Raw genomic sequence first — 15,756 nt, forward strand, 5'->3', positions numbered from 1 at the left:
CGTGACATCCCGGTACCCGTTCAAATCGGGACGCCATGCCGCCAGCGCCCGAAGCAACTGTATTCGCGCCATGTTCCTCGACAGATCGCGCAGCTCCCCTGGTGCCGAGACCACTTGAGTCTGGATCATCTGGAGGGCCACACGGCGAGCCGCGACCGCAGTTTTTCGGCAAACCTTCCGGACACGTAAGGACTCGATCATTCCGACACGTGTCTTCGGGGTGACAGTGCGAATACCCGCATAGGCCGCATGAGCGGCATTCTCTGCATCGATTGCGTCATCCTTGCCGCGCTTGCGCCGTACGGTCTTATTGAGTGTCGTGACTTCCAATATAGTGATGCCTGCGCGCTGTAAGTAGCGCAGCAGGCCAGCTCCATAGGTGCCGGTGCATTCGATTCCCACCCGGCTGAGATCGCCGAAGGAGCGCATCCAGGTCAGCATAGTCTTGTAGCCATGCCGGAAAGCTGTCTGTGCCAAGCACACGGTCATGGACATCCAAGACGGCGGCTACATGCAGCTCTTTGTGGGTATCAACACCGCCGATAATGACTGAGCGATCACTGGGTTGCTGACTCATAGTGGATCTCCAAGCTATTGATTCAGGATGGCTTCACCGAGTTCGATAGCCTGGACAAGACAGTAATGAGACAGGCTGTCAGGCCCTTCTTGAGTCACATGCTTCGACGAGGCGAAACCTCGCCGCCAGTGCTCCCGGGTCACCGACAGGTCCAGGAAAAGACACACTACCCGGGTTGAACGGAGTGTGGGTCAGGAGCCCCGGGAGCCCTCACGGCACCAGGTCTTCAGAATAGATCGATTACTATAAGTGCCTGATCAACCCAGAAACACCTGGCACCTTGTAGTCTTACTATCCGAATGCATCATCACCGCTCCTTGTAGCTTGCGTCGCCAGACTGCTGATAACAAAGCATCCAGTACCAACTCCGTGGTCATGCGAGACTTCATCGACCAGCCAACCACTTGACGAGAAAACAGGACGATAACTACCGCTAAGTAAAGCCAGCACTTCGTAAGTGCGGATGTACGTGATGTACGTCACCCAAGCAATATTTGGCGCTGTTACTTAAAACTGGCGGCCTAAATGGTTAGGGAATGCAATAGTCGGTTTTCCACCGCCATAAGCCGCCAGGGCATCGTCGATAGCCCGTCTGAGAGCGTAAACCTTCCTACTCATAAGACGCGCTAAACGGTGCTTCCCGTAAGCTTCGCCAGCTTCATGCAAGTCCTGGTAGACCTCGCGATAGCCATATACACCGCCGCTTTCAAGCCAGGAGTACTTGATCAATCCCAGCAGGCGCTCATCTTCCCGAGCTCGATTAGAGAGCGCTTTTTTACACCATGCTTAGTAACCGCTGGGATGAACTTCCATCATCTGGCACAAGCAACGTACCGAATATTGGCTCGCATTATGTTGAATAAACGCGTACCTCAGCCGGACTCCCTGGCGAAGTACGCGGTGGCCTTTTTTAATATATCTCGCTCTTCTGATATGCGTTTGAGTTCTGCCTTCAAACGACGGTTTTCAGCTTGGAGATCATCATCTTCTTGTCGTTGTTCTACCGGCTTATCGTAGCGCTTGGTCCAGTTGTACAGGCTGTGACCTGACACGCCTAGCCGCTCAGCGACCTCGGCCGCGCTCTATGACGGCTTTGATTTTGAACTCTTCAGTGTAGCGGGGATGGCTCATGGTCCCTCCTAGATACCTTTAGTATAAGGCCTGGAGGTGTCTATGAAACCTGGGGCGTTTCACCTGTCCTGTCCGCGGGTTACGACCAATACGTGCATCGCGTTGACGAGTTTCTAAGGTGCCAAAGCCAATTAATAAAAGCTTGCCACCATTGGCCATCGTGGTTATTACAGCCTCGATGAAAGCGTCCGAGACCCTGGTTGCTTTAGCTTTAGAAACATCTGCTGAAACAGCAATGTGGTCTACAAGCTCTTTTTTGTTCATGAGCCCAGTCCTTCATTTGACTTAATTTTTGAGCCACCCAGTGAACAATATATCGGTGGGTACGAGATGGGACAACGATCTGTAACCGTGTTTAATTTTTCGAGAATAGCCGTGGTTATCGATCTAAGCTTGGGTCGAGCCACTGTAGGAGGGGGCCTGCTGTGCGGAACGGGCATGCTGGAGCCTGATAGCTCATGAAATCATGCATATGCATGGTGTGGCTGCTACAGGGCATATGCGTGAGGTGGAAGAATGCGTACCGTGTCAATATTCAAGAATGGCAAGAATCAGGCAGTCCGGCTACCTGCGGACATGGCCTATGAGGAGATTGGGGAGCTGGAAATCACAAGGAAGGGTGATGTGATCACGCTTCGGCCTGCACAGCCCTCCTGGACGTCGCTGCATGACCTGCCGAAGGCTGACGACGACTTTCTGCAAGAACGGCCGACTGCCATGGGCGATGAAGGCAGGTTTCATCTATGACTACCTGCATGCTCGATACTTGTATCTGCTCATTCAGCATGCGAGGGCATCTAGCCTCGGTGATCCAGCGCTTGTCCCCAGAGGTTGAGAAGGGCAATCGAATAGTCGTTTCTGCTGTTACCTACGCTGAGATGCGATACGGCCAAGTCGGCAAGAGGGCATCACCAAAGCATAAGATGTTGATCGATGAGTTTGTGAAGCGACTTGATAGCGTGTTGCAGTGGGATCAGTTGGCAGTGGATGCGACAGTGGAGATAATGCGTGATCTGGCCGGTGCTGGCACGCCCATTGGGCCCAACGCCACTGCGATAGCAGGTCACGCAATTGCATCTGGTTGTACGCTGGTGACAAACAACGTTCGTGAATTTGGCCGTGTTAAAGGCTTGGTTAACGAAGATTGGGTTCATTAACAAGTGAAAAGTAAGGAGAGCACAATGGGACCTATGTCAGCAAAGCTAAGAGAACGGTACCAGAAGTACAGCCATGTAGTAGCAGTACCCCACGAGGCGAATTGGGCCATAGAGATCGGCACGGGTCGCCGGGGAGTGGAATTACTGAGTGATGATACAGGCAAAATACTAGAATTTTTGAGTGAGCAATCCGCATGTGGATATATCGCGGAAGCACTGGAAGGTCTGTAAGCCTCACGGACCATATAAGGCTGTCGCAGGCTTACCAATTTGGAAGTCAGCATCCGCCATGAATACCATGGCGATACCACCACCAGAGCATAGTTCGTGCCAGTATCCTGGCGATTGGGCGCTGGTCATGGTGACATGACCAGCGCCGATAAAAATGGCCCCAACAGGATTGCGATGCACCCAATCCAGACGGTGATATGCCGAGAGGGGCTAAACCTTGTGGGGATCATTCCGGCATATTACTTAAGCTTTCATACGTAGGGCCACGCCTCAAAAGCTGAACTTGGCAGACAGAAACATTTCACGACCACGGCCCACTTCCAGACCTCCGCTGTAATAGACCCCGGCGTAGTAATACCTGTCGGTCAGATTCCTGGCATGCAGACGGAAGGTTGTCGGCGTGTTGCCCAGCTCGGTTTCGTAGCTTACGCCTGCATCCCAGAGTGAATAGCAGGGAATGAAGCCACTGTTTTGCGCATCAACCGGACGGCTGCCTGCGTAGCTGAGCATCGTATCCACTGACAGGCCCGGCACCTGGGCGAAGTCATAGCGTGCGCCCAGGGCACCTTTCCAGCGTGGCGTACCTTCGCTGCGCTTGCCGAGTGTCGTGGCATCGGTGACGTCCTCCAGTTTGGCATCCAGATAGGCCAGGTTGCCCAAAACGGTCAACCCTGACGTGACACGTGCCGTGGCATTGAACTCGATGCCACGATGATGAAAACGCCCGTTACTGACAAAAGTATTGGCCGTGTTGAGATAGCTGGCATCACGCTCGATATCGAACAGCGCTACACCCAGATTGATATTCTGGTTGATGTCCGCCTTTAAACCGATCTCGTACTGCTCGGACTCGATGGCATTGGTCGGCTGATTCGCATTGTTGGCGTTGTAGGGAGCGTAGTCACCCTTCTCGAAGCCGCGCGAATAGCTGAAATAAGTCATCACGCTGTCGTTGGGACGGTAGATCAGCGCGCCAGTGGGCGCGAAGACGTTCTTGTCCTGGGGAAGTGCATCGGCCGACAGGTTGTCCGCCTTGTACCAGATGTAGCGCCCACCCAGCAGCACCTGGAACTGGTCGTTCAACGTAATCAGGTCACTGGCGAAGAGCGAGCTTTCCTTGATACGAGAATTGAAGTCGATCTCTTGTTCAGGGCCGAAGTCCCAACGCGGAGGCTGCATCGGATTACGGATGTTGCCCACTGAGATGTCGCCGACGCTGATGCCGCTGGCGCTTTCCACGAAGTCCCAATACGGACTCTTGTCTCGGAACTGGCGATATGACGCACCGACAAACAGGTCGTGATAGAGACTTCCCGTAGCGAACTCGCCTGCTAGGTAGGATTGCATCGACCAAGTGGTGAATACTTCACCGCGCGACTGGTACAGGTCGGCATAGCCGATGTCGCCATTGGGCTGGATATTGAATAGATCAACGTAGCCGCCATGGCGCTCGGCCCGCGAATAGTTGGCCTGGGTGACGGATGTCCAGTTGTCGTTCAAGGTGTAGTCGAACTTGGCTTCAAGGTTGTGAGCCTCAGTCACATGCCGGTACCACGAAGGCGACAGCGCGTCACGGCGATCGAACTCGGGCGGCAACACATAGCTGGATGGGTCCAGAGGGTCGGCGCGGCCGCTTTGATCCGTACGCAGCAGCGGATCTGACATGGCGCTCTTCCAGCTCCAGTCCGCATTAAATTGCAGCAGTGCACGATCACTGATTCTAAAGTCGGTGGCCAGGCCAGCAAACTTGCGTTCTAGATCACCGAAATGGTTGAAGTTGCCGATATTCTCGTAGCCAGCATTCAAACGGTAGCCCACTGCACCATCGGCCAGTGAATTACTGGTATCCACCGCTATGTAGCGCCCCTGCAACGACGAGCCTTGCAGCGTCAGGTTGGTGAACGGGTCACGTGTGGGGCGCTTGGGGATGTAGTTGATCGTGCCGCCGGGAGAGTTGAAACCGTACAGAAAACCCGATGGCCCCTTGAGCACATCCACGCGTTCGACTAGCTCCAGCGGTACGTCGTAATGCGGCGCCAGTGCCATGCCATCGCGACGGATTGTGTTGAAGTTATCCATCGCGAAGCCGCGCAGGCGGAAGTTGTCAAAGCCGCCGCCATAGTTGGAGGTCAGGACCGACGGATCAATCGCCAACACATCGCGCACCGTGCGCGCCGACGTGTCGGAGATGGCTTGAGCTCCGTAACTCTGAATAGCCAGCGGCACTTCCATCGTGTCCTTGGCACCGAAAGCACCAGCATTGACCTCGAATGCATTGTTCAACGGTGGTGCAGCGACCGTGACCGTATCAAGTTCCAGGATGTTGTTCTGGCCGCTGTTCTGAGCATAGGCAGGTGAGCCAGTAATGCTTGAAACAAGTCCTGCGAGCAGCGTTTTGCGCCAGATAGGAGCAATGCGTTCATGAGCCTTCATGTCAACCTTTCTTTTGATGAGTGAGTGAGGGCACCGTCTGACGGCGCGGGCACCGCTGTGATCGGAGGACAGGAGGCTGAGCACGGCGCACTGAGATGGTGCATTTTTATATGTTACGATATAACATTGGTATTATTAATTGCAACAAAGTTGCAATAAGCGTGACGAAGTCCGAGGGTCGGTTTTGCTGCGTGATGTTTTGCCCAGCGCCACGAATCAACAGCATGTGTTCGGTGATCTATCCGAGTTCTCGCAGTGACCAGAGGCTGAACCGAGGGTGCCTTGCCACACCATCAGCGCTTGCTTGCGCTCCCCCATCATTGATAAAAAGGTCTGGATTTTTGAGTACCCAACGTAACACTGCCACTACCGTTGAAGATCACCGTTATGTACTGGATGCAAGCGCAGTCATCACCGGCTACGGCAGCAAAACCATCTTGCAACAACTGGATTTGCACATCCGTGCAGGCGAAACCTATGCCTTGCTTGGGGCCAACGGCGCGGGCAAGTCCACCACGCTGAGCCTGTTCCTGGGCTTCCTGGCACCGCGTTCCGGCAGCGTCCGTGTGCATGGCATTGATCCCATCGCGCAGCCCGCTGAGGCGCGTCGTCATATTGCCTATATTCCCGAGAACGTCGCACTGTACGAGCATCTGAGCGCACGCGAGAACGTCGCCTATCTGCTCGATCTTGCTGGCCAGAAAGAGCGTCAATCTGTCATCGACAATGCGCTGATGGCGGCAGGCTTAGATGCTGCCGCGCTTGATCGTCGTGTGGGCGGCTTCTCCAAGGGGATGCGCCAGAAAGTCGCTATCGCCCTGGCGCTGGCCCGTCAGGTGCCTGCACTATTGCTGGATGAACCAACCTCTGGCCTGGATCCACAGGCCACTACCGAGTTCAATCGTCTGCTGGGGCTGCTGAGCGAACAGGGTGTCACCATCTTGATGGTGACGCATGACTTGCTCAGCGCTGCAGATGTAGCAGATCGTATCGGCTTTCTAGATGCGGGGCGTCTGGTCGAAGAAGTAGCTGCCACAGGAGAAGACCGCTTTGATGTACGTGCCTTGCACCGCCGCTATGCGAGACAGGCGGAGCGAACAGCATGAGTGGGGTTACGCGTATCGCCCGCGAGGAATGGCGATCTTTGTTTCGTGACAAGGTGGTCCTATTTGGCTTGCTGTTGCTGACCATGCTGATGCTGGTGGCCGCGCTGAGCGCTTGGGAGCATCAGCGCAATGCCAATGCCGAACGTGCTCGTTATCAGGCACAGGCCACTGATGAGTTCGAGGCGCAGCCGGATCGCCATCCGCATCGTGTCGCGCACTATGGGCATTTCCTGTTCCGACCACTTAGTACTTTGGCATCCTTTGACCCTGGTATTGATGCCTACACTGGCAACACCCTGTTTTTGGAAGCACATCGTCAGAACAGTGCCAACTTCGGCGATGTGCGGCAGTCCTCATTGCTGTTGCGTTTCGGACAATTGACACCGGCTTTTGTCTTGCAGGTGCTGGCACCGCTACTGCTGATCTTCGTGGGGCACGCGGGTGTCGCCCGCGAGCGTGAGACCGGCACCTTGCGCGTGCTGCTGGCTCAAGGTGTGGGGAGCCGCCAGATCGTGTTGGGCAAGCTGCTGGCACTGAGCGGTTTTGCAGGACTGGTATTGATGCCGGCAATGCTCGCGCTTGCATTGATTGGCACGATTGGCCAGGCACCCTGGGCGCTCGCACTGCTACTGACCATCGGCTATGCAGGCTGGCTGTTGCTGTGGTCGTTGATGGTGGTGCTGGCCTCCAGCCTATTCGCACGCGGCTGCGATGCTTTGCTGGTACTGCTAGCGGTGTGGGCTGTGCTGGTGATCCTACTGCCACGCTGGGTGCCTGATGTGGTGAACAGCGCCATCGAGTTGCCCACCCGTTTCGAGAACGAAATCCATGTTGAGCGTGAGTACCTGGCGCTGGGCGATGCCCACAATCCCGATGATCCGAAATTTGCTGCGTTCCGCGACAAGGTGCTGCAGGAATACGGCGTCTCGCGCATCGAAGACCTGCCCGTCAACTTCAAGGGGCTGGTGGGCATGGAGGGCGAGCGCCAGTCCAGTCAATTATTCAACCGTTATGCAGCGGCGGCCCTTGATCTACAGGCACGGCAGAATCAGAGGGTCGACCACTTTGGCTGGCTTAGCCCTTCGCTCGCCCTGCGGCGTTTATCGATGACGGCGGCGGGCACCGACCTAGACAATTTCCGACGCTTTCTGGAACAAGGTGAAGCCTATCGCTACGATTTGATTCAACGACTGAATCGTTTGCAGGCGGAAGAATTGACTTATACCGACGATACCAATCCCAACAATGAAAACCGCATTGCCCACAGCCATTGGCAAACCTTCCTGCCATTCCAGTTTCAACCTGAATCTACAACGCAGACACTGCAGCGCACCCTGTCGGCAAGCGGCATCTTGCTGTTGTGGCTGACAATACTGTCAGGACTGGTTTGGGTACAAGGCGGGCGTTTGAGGAAGGTTGCGCGATGAGTTGGCTCACTTACGAATGCCGCCTGTTGCTACGTTCGCGCCTTTCGATGGTCGCGCTGCTGTTGTTGCTAGTGATGACCAGCGTAGCGGTATGGTCGGGTCTGCATGAAGTCGAGCGCCAACAGCAGACTATTGCCCGACTGGCCCCACTGCACGAGCAGGATGTAGCTGCCGTGGCAGCGCAATATCCAGAAGGTGGTGATGCAGGTAGTCTGGCCTATTACACCTTCTATAACACATGGGATGCACCATCCGATGCGGCGTTCCTGGCGCTGGGCCTGCGTGACGCCGCGCCCTATGTGCTGCGCGTGCGCGCTCTGGGCTTGCAGGCGCAACTCCATGAGGGTGAAATCTTCAACCCCGAATTGACACTGGCGGGCAAATTCGATTTTGCCTTTGTGCTGATCTATCTGGCTCCGATTTTTGTCATTGCCTTATTGCATGATCTGGTCTCGGGCGAACGCCAGTCAGGGCGCTTGCGACTGCTGCTCTCGCTGCCTGATGGCGGCATCATGTGGCGGCGGCGTGTGTTGCTGCGCTATGCACTGCTGTTTACCTGCCTGCTCATACCGGTGTTGGTTGGCGCGGCGGTGGCTGGCACGGCCGCGCTCTCGGTGGGTATCACGCTGGTGGTGGCATCCAGCTATCTGGCCTTCTGGGTAGGGCTTGCGCTGCTGGTCGCCAACCGGGAGTGGCGTTCGGTGGCCAACGCCACTGCGCTGATGGGCGTATGGGCCATCCTGACGCTGGTACTGCCAGCATTGGCAAATGTAGGATTGGTGCGCGCCATTCCGGTGACGCAGGGCGTGGACCTGATGCTAGCGCAACGTCAGGCGGTGCATGGTGCCTGGGAAGTCCCACGTGAAGAGACGATGCAGCGCTTCCTTGCCAGCCATCCTGAGTGGAAAGACACAGCGCCGCTGCCAGCGGGTTTCCATTGGAAGTGGTATTTCGCCTTCCATCAACTTGGGGATGAGAGCGTTGCAGATCAGGCACGGGCCTATCGGACGGGACTACTGGCCCGCCAGACGTGGAGCGATCGTTTGGGTTGGTTGCTACCTGGTGTGGGCGTGCAAGCGGCACTGCACCGAACTGCCCATACCGATCTGCCGGCGCAGTTGGCCTACCAGGATCGCATTGCGGATTTCCATCGACAAATCCGCGAGTTCTATTACCCCTATATGTTTAACGATCGGCCGTTCTCCACGGCAGACTTCCAGCATCGGCCTGCATTTAAGCCGCTGACGCATGAGGCACAATGGCTTGGTGCGAATGTACTGGTCTTGTTGCTGGTGTGCTGGCTGCTTGCCGGATGGGGATGGTGGCGTATAGGGCGACTTAGATCGAATTGATACTGCTCGGCATATCGAACATGAGAACGGCACTTCGGTGCCATTCTCATTCCTACTTTTTGGAAGCTCAGCGATTCAGGTCAAGGCTTGGTTACGGAGTATTTCACGAGAGATGGTTGAAGGAGCTCGCCCCAGGAGCTGGGCAATATGCAGAAGGCTCATCCCTTGGGCTTGACCCACTTGGATGCTGGCACGTTCTTCAATACTGAGTTCGAGGTAAGACATGGAACAACACCTTAACGAAATGCTCAGGTGTTGCACTCAGTTTCTGCGGCCAAGCGGTTTATTGCTCTTGCTGTCGACAGGTTCCTGATAGGAAGAGTAGGCGGTTAGCTTTTAATGTTCTGCAAGTACGAGTTGCCAGAGGAAATCAAGCGTGGTGCCTGCGAAGTAGCCGCTAGAACATTAAAAAGCATTGTAAGTGCGCAAAAGCTCTTTTCGATGCTCCATGATGACCTTGACCGCTTTTTCATGGGCCTGACGTCGTGCCGCTAGCAAAAACACAGGATCTTGAAATACGGAAGCTTTCGCCTCAGGCTTTCCAATTATAACTGATTGACCTGAAACACCAATCACTTGAATGGGCTCATGTATTTCACTCCTGGGATTAGCTTTTTTATAGGTCATCAATGCCTCCAATTAACAGGTGCGTCACCAATAGAGCGTAGCAACTAGCTATTAATGATACATCTTTAGGTGACGCCGTCTCTCCACGTCAGGTACCTGGACTTTGGCTTTGACAAGCTGCCCATTAAGCGCATAGAGATAGATCCTTCCCCCGTCAGACGATGATATCAAAGTTTTATTTGATTATTTTATGCATTTTGGGAAAGATGGCATGGCCGAATGAGTACTAATACCTCTCAAGTATTGGCTAAGATATTTAAGGAGTGTTCGCTGGTTCACTTGGCAACCGTTCTTCATCATCTATCACCCGAACTTTGGTAGGCACTTTTTGTGACCACTTCCAGAATACGATGTTAATGTCACGATGGGTTGCTCCCTTTGCTTGAGATGGCACGCGAACGCCGGTGAAACCCTCTTCAATCAGCTGCGTGGCGATCTCCCAAGCAATTACTGGCTCGCGTCGAAGCTTCTTGTCCAGCCAGGCTTCGTGCATCCACTCCTTCGGATTAGGGCGCACTCGCTCTTGAATTGCTGGATCACAAAGATCTAGTAGGGGGCCGCAATCAACATTGTAGGTACAAAGCGTCAGTGGTTGGGTCTTGAATGGGAAGCCTTGCTGAGCCTCAAGCCAGGCGGTTTCAAAACGCTCACTGGTGTACAAAGCGGGGAGGCCAATTGGGTTCCAACGCCCCCCATTCCTAGCCGCGCCCTCCCCGGATTCAGGCGCATGTTGCCATCTAGGATTGTGGCCACGATAGACGATCCCTTTGTACTGAAACCCCAGTTTCAGCAGACTCACGCATAGCCTCCCTCTGCAATGTGAGAGATATAAGCTCGGACATCATCAGCACGACCATGGCTGACCAATTCTTCTGCCGTGAGGTCTCCAAGAGGGGGGATCGGGTAAGTGCGGTACCATGACCATGCCCCACTGATCGATCCAGCCCACGGTTCGATTCGCTTGAGGATCTCCATAGTTTGGCGTAGGCGCTGTTGCGTGGAGACTGCATGAAGACGGTCCTTGCGGATAATAGCGCTATGACTCAGACCGATCGCGTGAGCGAACTCACGCTTAGTGATATGCAGCTCATTCAAGAGGGCTTCTGCCATGATAAAGCCCTCATGGTCCACGACGTCTTTAATTTTGATGCTCATTTTTGTCACCTAAATTGACGCATATATATGCCATTCTATGTGGCAGGTTAGATTTCGTCAAAGCTATTGAAGAGCATGTGGTGCATCGCCAGTCGACCTTACTCGCTACAGCTGAAACTATGTGGTGAGGAAGGCTATTGAATCCCCTGCTAGCTGTATTGAGGAAAAGGAACAGGCCTAAAAGGCCAAATGGAACCGATCAATGGAATGGTTTTGAAGGGGAAGGGGCTTACCCATGAAAGAATAGTTTATTGGAAACCCCAAAAGGCCGAAAGGGTCTATGACTCCGTTAGCGGGTGATTCCAGCGTCAACAATTGTTTTACGACTGACGCAGACAACGATCTTTGGTCATGTCTCTGTCAAACGTCAGGGGGCGGGATTTTCTTCCTCTCTGGGTTTGATGATCCACAAGAGACTAGGTTTGATAACGCCCCTGCTCAAGGGGCCATTGCAATCGGATCAGGCGCATCAGCACACAATACTAATGCTATGATATGGGCACTGAGGCAACTGCTTCTGGCCAGAAGAACATTAGCATTGGCTATGCTAATACTGTTTCAGATAACCGCTCGGGCGCTTTTGGTAGTGACAATACGCTAAATGCTACTGGTGCCTTTGTGATCGGTAATAGTTCAAGCTTTACCCAGGCCGGTGCCGAATACACTTCTAGAACTACTCCTTCGGAAGTCATAGAAACACCTAATTCAGAAAATGCCTTTGCAATTCGACATGGCGCAAAATCGTTCTCTATTACCCGCTGATATGTCATCAGGAGGCTATGTCCCACGAACAGCTCAATATTTGCTATTGGCACTGGTGCCTCTGTAAAGAACTCCCCACACGCATATACCATCTGAAAAGCTGCCTTTGTAAATAGCTCACCCAGCGCCTACTTTCCTCATGACAAGCGTTCAACACTTGTCATTACATTTTGGGCACCGATATGGATGTCTTGGACGATTTTTTCGATGTCCAGTATATGCTGTTGGATCTGTCCGCTTTTTGCAGTCGCGCTCTCCATGCTGGCACTGGTCTCCATGACCATTGCGCGGTGCTCTGCTAACACAGCAGCAATGCGTGTGGCGGCTTCCCCCGAGCGATATGCTAACTGACGCACCTCGTGAGCGACCACAGCAAAGCCCTTGCCTTGCTCTCCTGCGTGAGCTGCCTCGATGGATGCATTTAAAGAAAGCAGTTTGGTATGTTCGGCAATTTGCGAAATGTCTTGAGAAAGTGATCCGATATTTTTTGCATGGTTGACTAAATCGGCAGAGTACTCGCGCGCCTGCACCATCTCAGCGACTGAGTCCTGGCACTCCTTTATAATGTCGTGAAGTTGCTCTAAGCCGACTGTCGCGATCTGCTTTGTCTGAACGGCGGTTGCTTGGGCCGAGACTACCGCTTGGTGGGTAGCCTTCGCGATTTCCTCATCGCGGGTCACGTCTGTAGCGAACTTAACCACGCGGATAACGTGCCCTTCGGGGTCGAGAACGGGGTTGTATGTAGCTTCAAGCCACAAGGTATTCCTGTAGGCGTCGATCCTCTCATACTTTCCTTGCCGGTATTCTCCAGCAGATAGGCTGTTCCAGAAGTCATGATATTCGGTGCTGCTGGCGTAATCAGCGTGACAGAAGATTCGGTGGTGCTGCCCCTTTATCTGGTCGTGATCATATCCAGTAGCGGCCAGAAAGTTACTGTTGGCCTGGATGATAGTTCCATCTGGTTTGAATTCAATGATCGCCATCGACCTGCTCAGAGCATTGACGGTGGCCTGCGCCGCCAGATGAGCTGTCTGTTTCTTTGTCACATCATTGGCGATTTTAACTATTTTAGTGACCCGCCCATCGCGGGGATAAATGACTGGCATGTAGGTGGCTTCAATCCACACATCTTCACCATAACGATTGATGCGGCGAAAGGTGCCTGACTGATGCTCTCCCCGTATTAGCGCATCCCAGAAATATCGGTATTGTTTGGTTTCAGAGACGCCTGGTGGACAGAAAATCTGGTGATGACTGCCAACCACATCGGACAGACTGTATCCCATAATATCTAGAAAAATCGGACTTGCATCGATGACAGTGCCATTGGGCTTGAATGAGATGCAGGCCATATTCTGAGAAAGTGCTTGTTCCAAAGGAGTCCTTGCGACCGTTGATGCGCTCGTTAGTAACAACGTCAGGAGGTTTTTCATAGGAATCTCATGCTGTTATCAGTGGAGTATGGTTGCGCAGTTTATAATATTACTGCTGAAAATTATTCTAAAAGCCCACTATCGAGGGAGCCTAGAGCTGGGTGCCTGCCAGTTTCAGTGAGCAAACGGAAAGTGCGTGTGATTACTCGGTACGAACAGGTTATAGTTGAAAGCTTCAGGCAATCAGGAAAAAGCTGGTAAACGCAGAAAAATCAACAATATTCCACTAGTATCTTAAAAATTAACGCCCACTTTATTCATGAATAAATAAACCCAATGTCGCTATCACCACAAAATAAACGCTATATCTACTCGCGCTTCGGGAGTTTTTTAAAGAAGTTTGTAATGTTCTCTTTTACTACTCTCCGGGGGCGCTTGCTGCTAGGAGCCGCTGCGTTATGGGGTTTATTGTGCGTAATACTGCTAACATCCGGTTGGCAAGCGGGACGGCTTCTAGTTAATGAGACTAATCACCAGCATCTGCGTTACGAAGCCGAACTCATTAGTAATACCATCACTTTACAAGTTAATGAGAGATTGACTGAGCTTGGCCGTTTAGCTCAGGGCATTTCTATGCCTATAGAGGGTGCCCTAAACGCGCAGCATGCACATATCTGGGGAAATCTTTTCGAAGCGTTGATTTTATTCGACCTTCAGAGCCAAATCGTTGATGAGTGGCCTGTCGATGGCGGACGCAAGGGAGCTGTTCTTGCCGACCGTGACTATGCGCGCTTTATGCAGGCTTTCAAGACGCCACATATTAGTGAACCCCTCATCGGCCGCATCACTGGATCCCCTCTGATTTTGATGTTAACTCCTTTATATGATGCAGAGGGCAGCTACACCGGATTTTTAGGTGGTTTGGTCAATATCAAGGAAAGTCGACTTTTCAAAAACTTCGATAGCCTGCGTCTAGGCGATGATGGTTATGTCACTATTACTGCTGCTTCCAGACAGCGGATTTATGCACCTCATCAACAGGAAGCCATTGTTACTCTTCCTAAAAATATTTCGCCAATCCTTGAGCAGGCTCTCATTGGCTGGGAAGGAGAAAGTGTCGAGAATTCGCTATCTGGAGAGCGTCAGCTAGTCGCATATCGCCAAGTCTGGCCAGCCAACTGGATCGTGGGTGTACACCTACCACAAGCCCAGGCTGAGGCTCCGCTTATTGCCGGGATGGAGAAAATTTCTTCCTATGCCTGGGGAGGGCTGATACTTATCTTTCCCCTTGTAGGAGGTGGAATTTGGCTTGCGCTACGCCCACTATCTCAACTCGCTAAACAGGTCCGTGAGCTTCAAGCCGAACGACGGTCGTTAGTGGATATCCCGACGCGTATGTCTGAACTCCGTAGGGTAATCGATGTGATTAACGAGACGGAATCCGCTCGTCAAACTAACTTACGCAACTTGGCTGAACGAAAAGCAGAATTACGCGCAACGCTCGCTGTAACTCCTCAGGGAATGTTTATCACAGATAAGCAAGGAAAATTAACCTTTATTAATGATGCGCTATATCAACTTCTGGGTGCCGACGTACCTCACGACTTATTTGCATGGAGTGAGCGAATCCACACTGATGACGATCAACATGACATTCGGGATGCGTGGCTCGAAAGCCTGTCTAATCAAAGTAATTTTACACGGCAGTTTCGTTTTCAGGGGGCTGGTAAAGAGCTCTATTGGCTTGATGTCCATACAGCCGCAATCCATGTAGAAGGGGGATTTATCGGCATTGTCGGGACGGTACGTGATGTCACTCAACACCAGCAAGATTATGCCCAGAAACGCTGGGAAGCGGAACATGATCCATTAACCGGACTCCTTAATCGTCGGGGATTGACACGACACCTGGAAGAGGCGCTATTTCAGTGGAAGACAACGGGCAAGCCTACTGCTGTTTTTCTTTTCGATCTCGACCACTTTAAACCTATCAATGATAATGGCGGGCACTCTGTAGGCGATCTTATGCTGCAACAGGTCGCAGAAACTATTCAGAGTGTGGTTCGCAGCAGTGATCATGTGGCACGGCAGGGGGGAGATGAGTTTGCTGTACTGTTAAATGGCTGCACCTTTGCTCGTGCAGTAACCATCGCTGAGACACTGCGGTCAAGAATTGCCTCTTGTTCGGTAGAATTCGAAGATCAGCGTTGGTGCGTTACTGCTAGCATCGGAGTAAGCCACTTCCAAGCAAGTGATGAAACAATAGAAGCTGTTCTTGATCGTGCTGATGCTGCTAGCTATCAAGCTAAACATGGGGGCCGCAATAAAGTAGTGAGTGACAGTATGTAGGTTTGAGAAACATTCTGATCTTCAAAAATGTGTGCTCACGATACAGGGGGCTATTGGCTCTTCTCAGCTATTAAAA

General features: G+C 52.7%; 14 protein-coding genes and 3 pseudogenes. 7 read left to right on the forward strand and 10 right to left on the reverse strand.

The genetic code is table 11. From position 1 onward, the window contains the following. From CEK60_RS00540 to CEK60_RS00560, 3 genes and pseudogenes are all read right to left on the reverse strand, one after another. Positions 1 to 577, reverse strand: a pseudogene (locus tag CEK60_RS00540) (IS110 family transposase); the annotation flags it as partial. Positions 578 to 870: 293 nt separating this feature from the next. Then, positions 871 to 1,708, reverse strand: a pseudogene (locus tag CEK60_RS22570) (IS3 family transposase); the annotation flags it as partial. A gap of 18 nt (positions 1,709 to 1,726) precedes the next feature. Beyond that, positions 1,727 to 1,972, reverse strand: coding sequence for an HU family DNA-binding protein (locus tag CEK60_RS00560; protein ID WP_089037356.1), 246 nt, complete (start codon positions 1,970 to 1,972; stop codon positions 1,727 to 1,729). 252 nt (positions 1,973 to 2,224) lie between these two features. Here CEK60_RS00560 and vapB point away from each other — a divergent pair, with 252 nt between their 5' ends. Continuing rightward, complete coding sequence (vapB, locus tag CEK60_RS00565) at positions 2,225 to 2,455, forward strand: type II toxin-antitoxin system VapB family antitoxin (RefSeq protein WP_089037357.1); 231 nt, start codon at positions 2,225 to 2,227, stop codon at positions 2,453 to 2,455. Then, a complete protein-coding gene (locus tag CEK60_RS00570; RefSeq protein ID WP_089037358.1) occupies positions 2,452 to 2,865 on the forward strand; it encodes a type II toxin-antitoxin system VapC family toxin in 414 nt (137 codons plus the stop codon). The genes vapB and CEK60_RS00570 overlap by 4 nt, the downstream gene beginning before the upstream one ends. 234 nt (positions 2,866 to 3,099) lie before the next feature. Here CEK60_RS00570 and CEK60_RS22575 read toward each other — a convergent pair whose 3' ends face one another. Next, positions 3,100 to 3,276: a hypothetical protein gene (locus CEK60_RS22575; RefSeq protein ID WP_157697971.1), complete on the reverse strand. Its 177-nt coding sequence runs from the start codon at positions 3,274 to 3,276 to the stop codon at positions 3,100 to 3,102. A 90-nt stretch (positions 3,277 to 3,366) separates the two neighbouring features. Continuing rightward, complete coding sequence (locus tag CEK60_RS00580) at positions 3,367 to 5,529, reverse strand: TonB-dependent siderophore receptor (RefSeq protein WP_089037360.1); 2,163 nt, start codon at positions 5,527 to 5,529, stop codon at positions 3,367 to 3,369. A gap of 341 nt (positions 5,530 to 5,870) precedes the next feature. On the opposite strand from CEK60_RS00580, the gene CEK60_RS00585 reads away from it, so the two are divergent. Genes CEK60_RS00585 through CEK60_RS00595 form a run of 3 tightly spaced genes read left to right on the forward strand, consistent with a single transcriptional unit; the run spans position 5,871 to position 9,414 of the window. Next, complete coding sequence (locus CEK60_RS00585; RefSeq protein WP_198361437.1) at positions 5,871 to 6,635, forward strand: ABC transporter ATP-binding protein; 765 nt, start codon at positions 5,871 to 5,873, stop codon at positions 6,633 to 6,635. Beyond that, positions 6,632 to 8,062: an ABC transporter permease gene (locus CEK60_RS00590; RefSeq protein WP_089037361.1), complete on the forward strand. Its 1,431-nt coding sequence runs from the start codon at positions 6,632 to 6,634 to the stop codon at positions 8,060 to 8,062. The genes CEK60_RS00585 and CEK60_RS00590 overlap by 4 nt, the downstream gene beginning before the upstream one ends. Then, on the forward strand, positions 8,059 to 9,414 hold the full coding sequence (locus tag CEK60_RS00595; RefSeq protein ID WP_089037362.1) for a DUF3526 domain-containing protein: 1,356 nt from the start codon (positions 8,059 to 8,061) through the stop codon (positions 9,412 to 9,414). The genes CEK60_RS00590 and CEK60_RS00595 overlap by 4 nt, the downstream gene beginning before the upstream one ends. An 87-nt stretch (positions 9,415 to 9,501) precedes the next feature. Here CEK60_RS00595 and CEK60_RS00600 read toward each other — a convergent pair. From CEK60_RS00600 to CEK60_RS00615, 4 genes and pseudogenes are all read right to left on the reverse strand, one after another. Then, positions 9,502 to 9,639: pseudogene (locus CEK60_RS00600) on the reverse strand (helix-turn-helix domain-containing protein); the annotation flags it as partial. A 180-nt stretch (positions 9,640 to 9,819) separates the two neighbouring features. Next, positions 9,820 to 10,041 (reverse strand): hypothetical protein, encoded by a 222-nt coding sequence (locus CEK60_RS00605; RefSeq protein ID WP_089037364.1) that lies wholly within the window; start codon positions 10,039 to 10,041, stop codon positions 9,820 to 9,822. Between the two features lie 256 nt (positions 10,042 to 10,297). Further along, a complete protein-coding gene (locus CEK60_RS00610) occupies positions 10,298 to 10,840 on the reverse strand; it encodes an RES family NAD+ phosphorylase (protein WP_198361438.1) in 543 nt (180 codons plus the stop codon). Then, complete coding sequence (locus CEK60_RS00615) at positions 10,837 to 11,196, reverse strand: XRE family transcriptional regulator (protein ID WP_089037365.1); 360 nt, start codon at positions 11,194 to 11,196, stop codon at positions 10,837 to 10,839. The genes CEK60_RS00610 and CEK60_RS00615 overlap by 4 nt, the downstream gene beginning before the upstream one ends. A gap of 495 nt (positions 11,197 to 11,691) precedes the next feature. Here CEK60_RS00615 and CEK60_RS00620 point away from each other — a divergent pair, with 495 nt between their 5' ends. Then, positions 11,692 to 11,958, forward strand: coding sequence for a hypothetical protein (locus CEK60_RS00620; RefSeq protein WP_089037366.1), 267 nt, complete (start codon positions 11,692 to 11,694; stop codon positions 11,956 to 11,958). Between the two features lie 137 nt (positions 11,959 to 12,095). On the opposite strand, the gene CEK60_RS22755 is transcribed toward CEK60_RS00620, so the two are convergent. Continuing rightward, on the reverse strand, positions 12,096 to 13,391 hold the full coding sequence (locus tag CEK60_RS22755; protein WP_089037367.1) for a methyl-accepting chemotaxis protein: 1,296 nt from the start codon (positions 13,389 to 13,391) through the stop codon (positions 12,096 to 12,098). A 276-nt stretch (positions 13,392 to 13,667) separates the two neighbouring features. Here CEK60_RS22755 and CEK60_RS00630 point away from each other — a divergent pair, with 276 nt between their 5' ends. Next, positions 13,668 to 15,680, forward strand: coding sequence for a sensor domain-containing diguanylate cyclase (locus CEK60_RS00630; protein ID WP_089037368.1), 2,013 nt, complete (start codon positions 13,668 to 13,670; stop codon positions 15,678 to 15,680). The last annotated feature ends 76 nt before the right edge of the window (positions 15,681 to 15,756 follow it).

The organism is Halomonas sp. N3-2A, assembly GCF_002216165.1.
Lineage (GTDB): Bacteria > Pseudomonadota > Gammaproteobacteria > Pseudomonadales > Halomonadaceae > Vreelandella.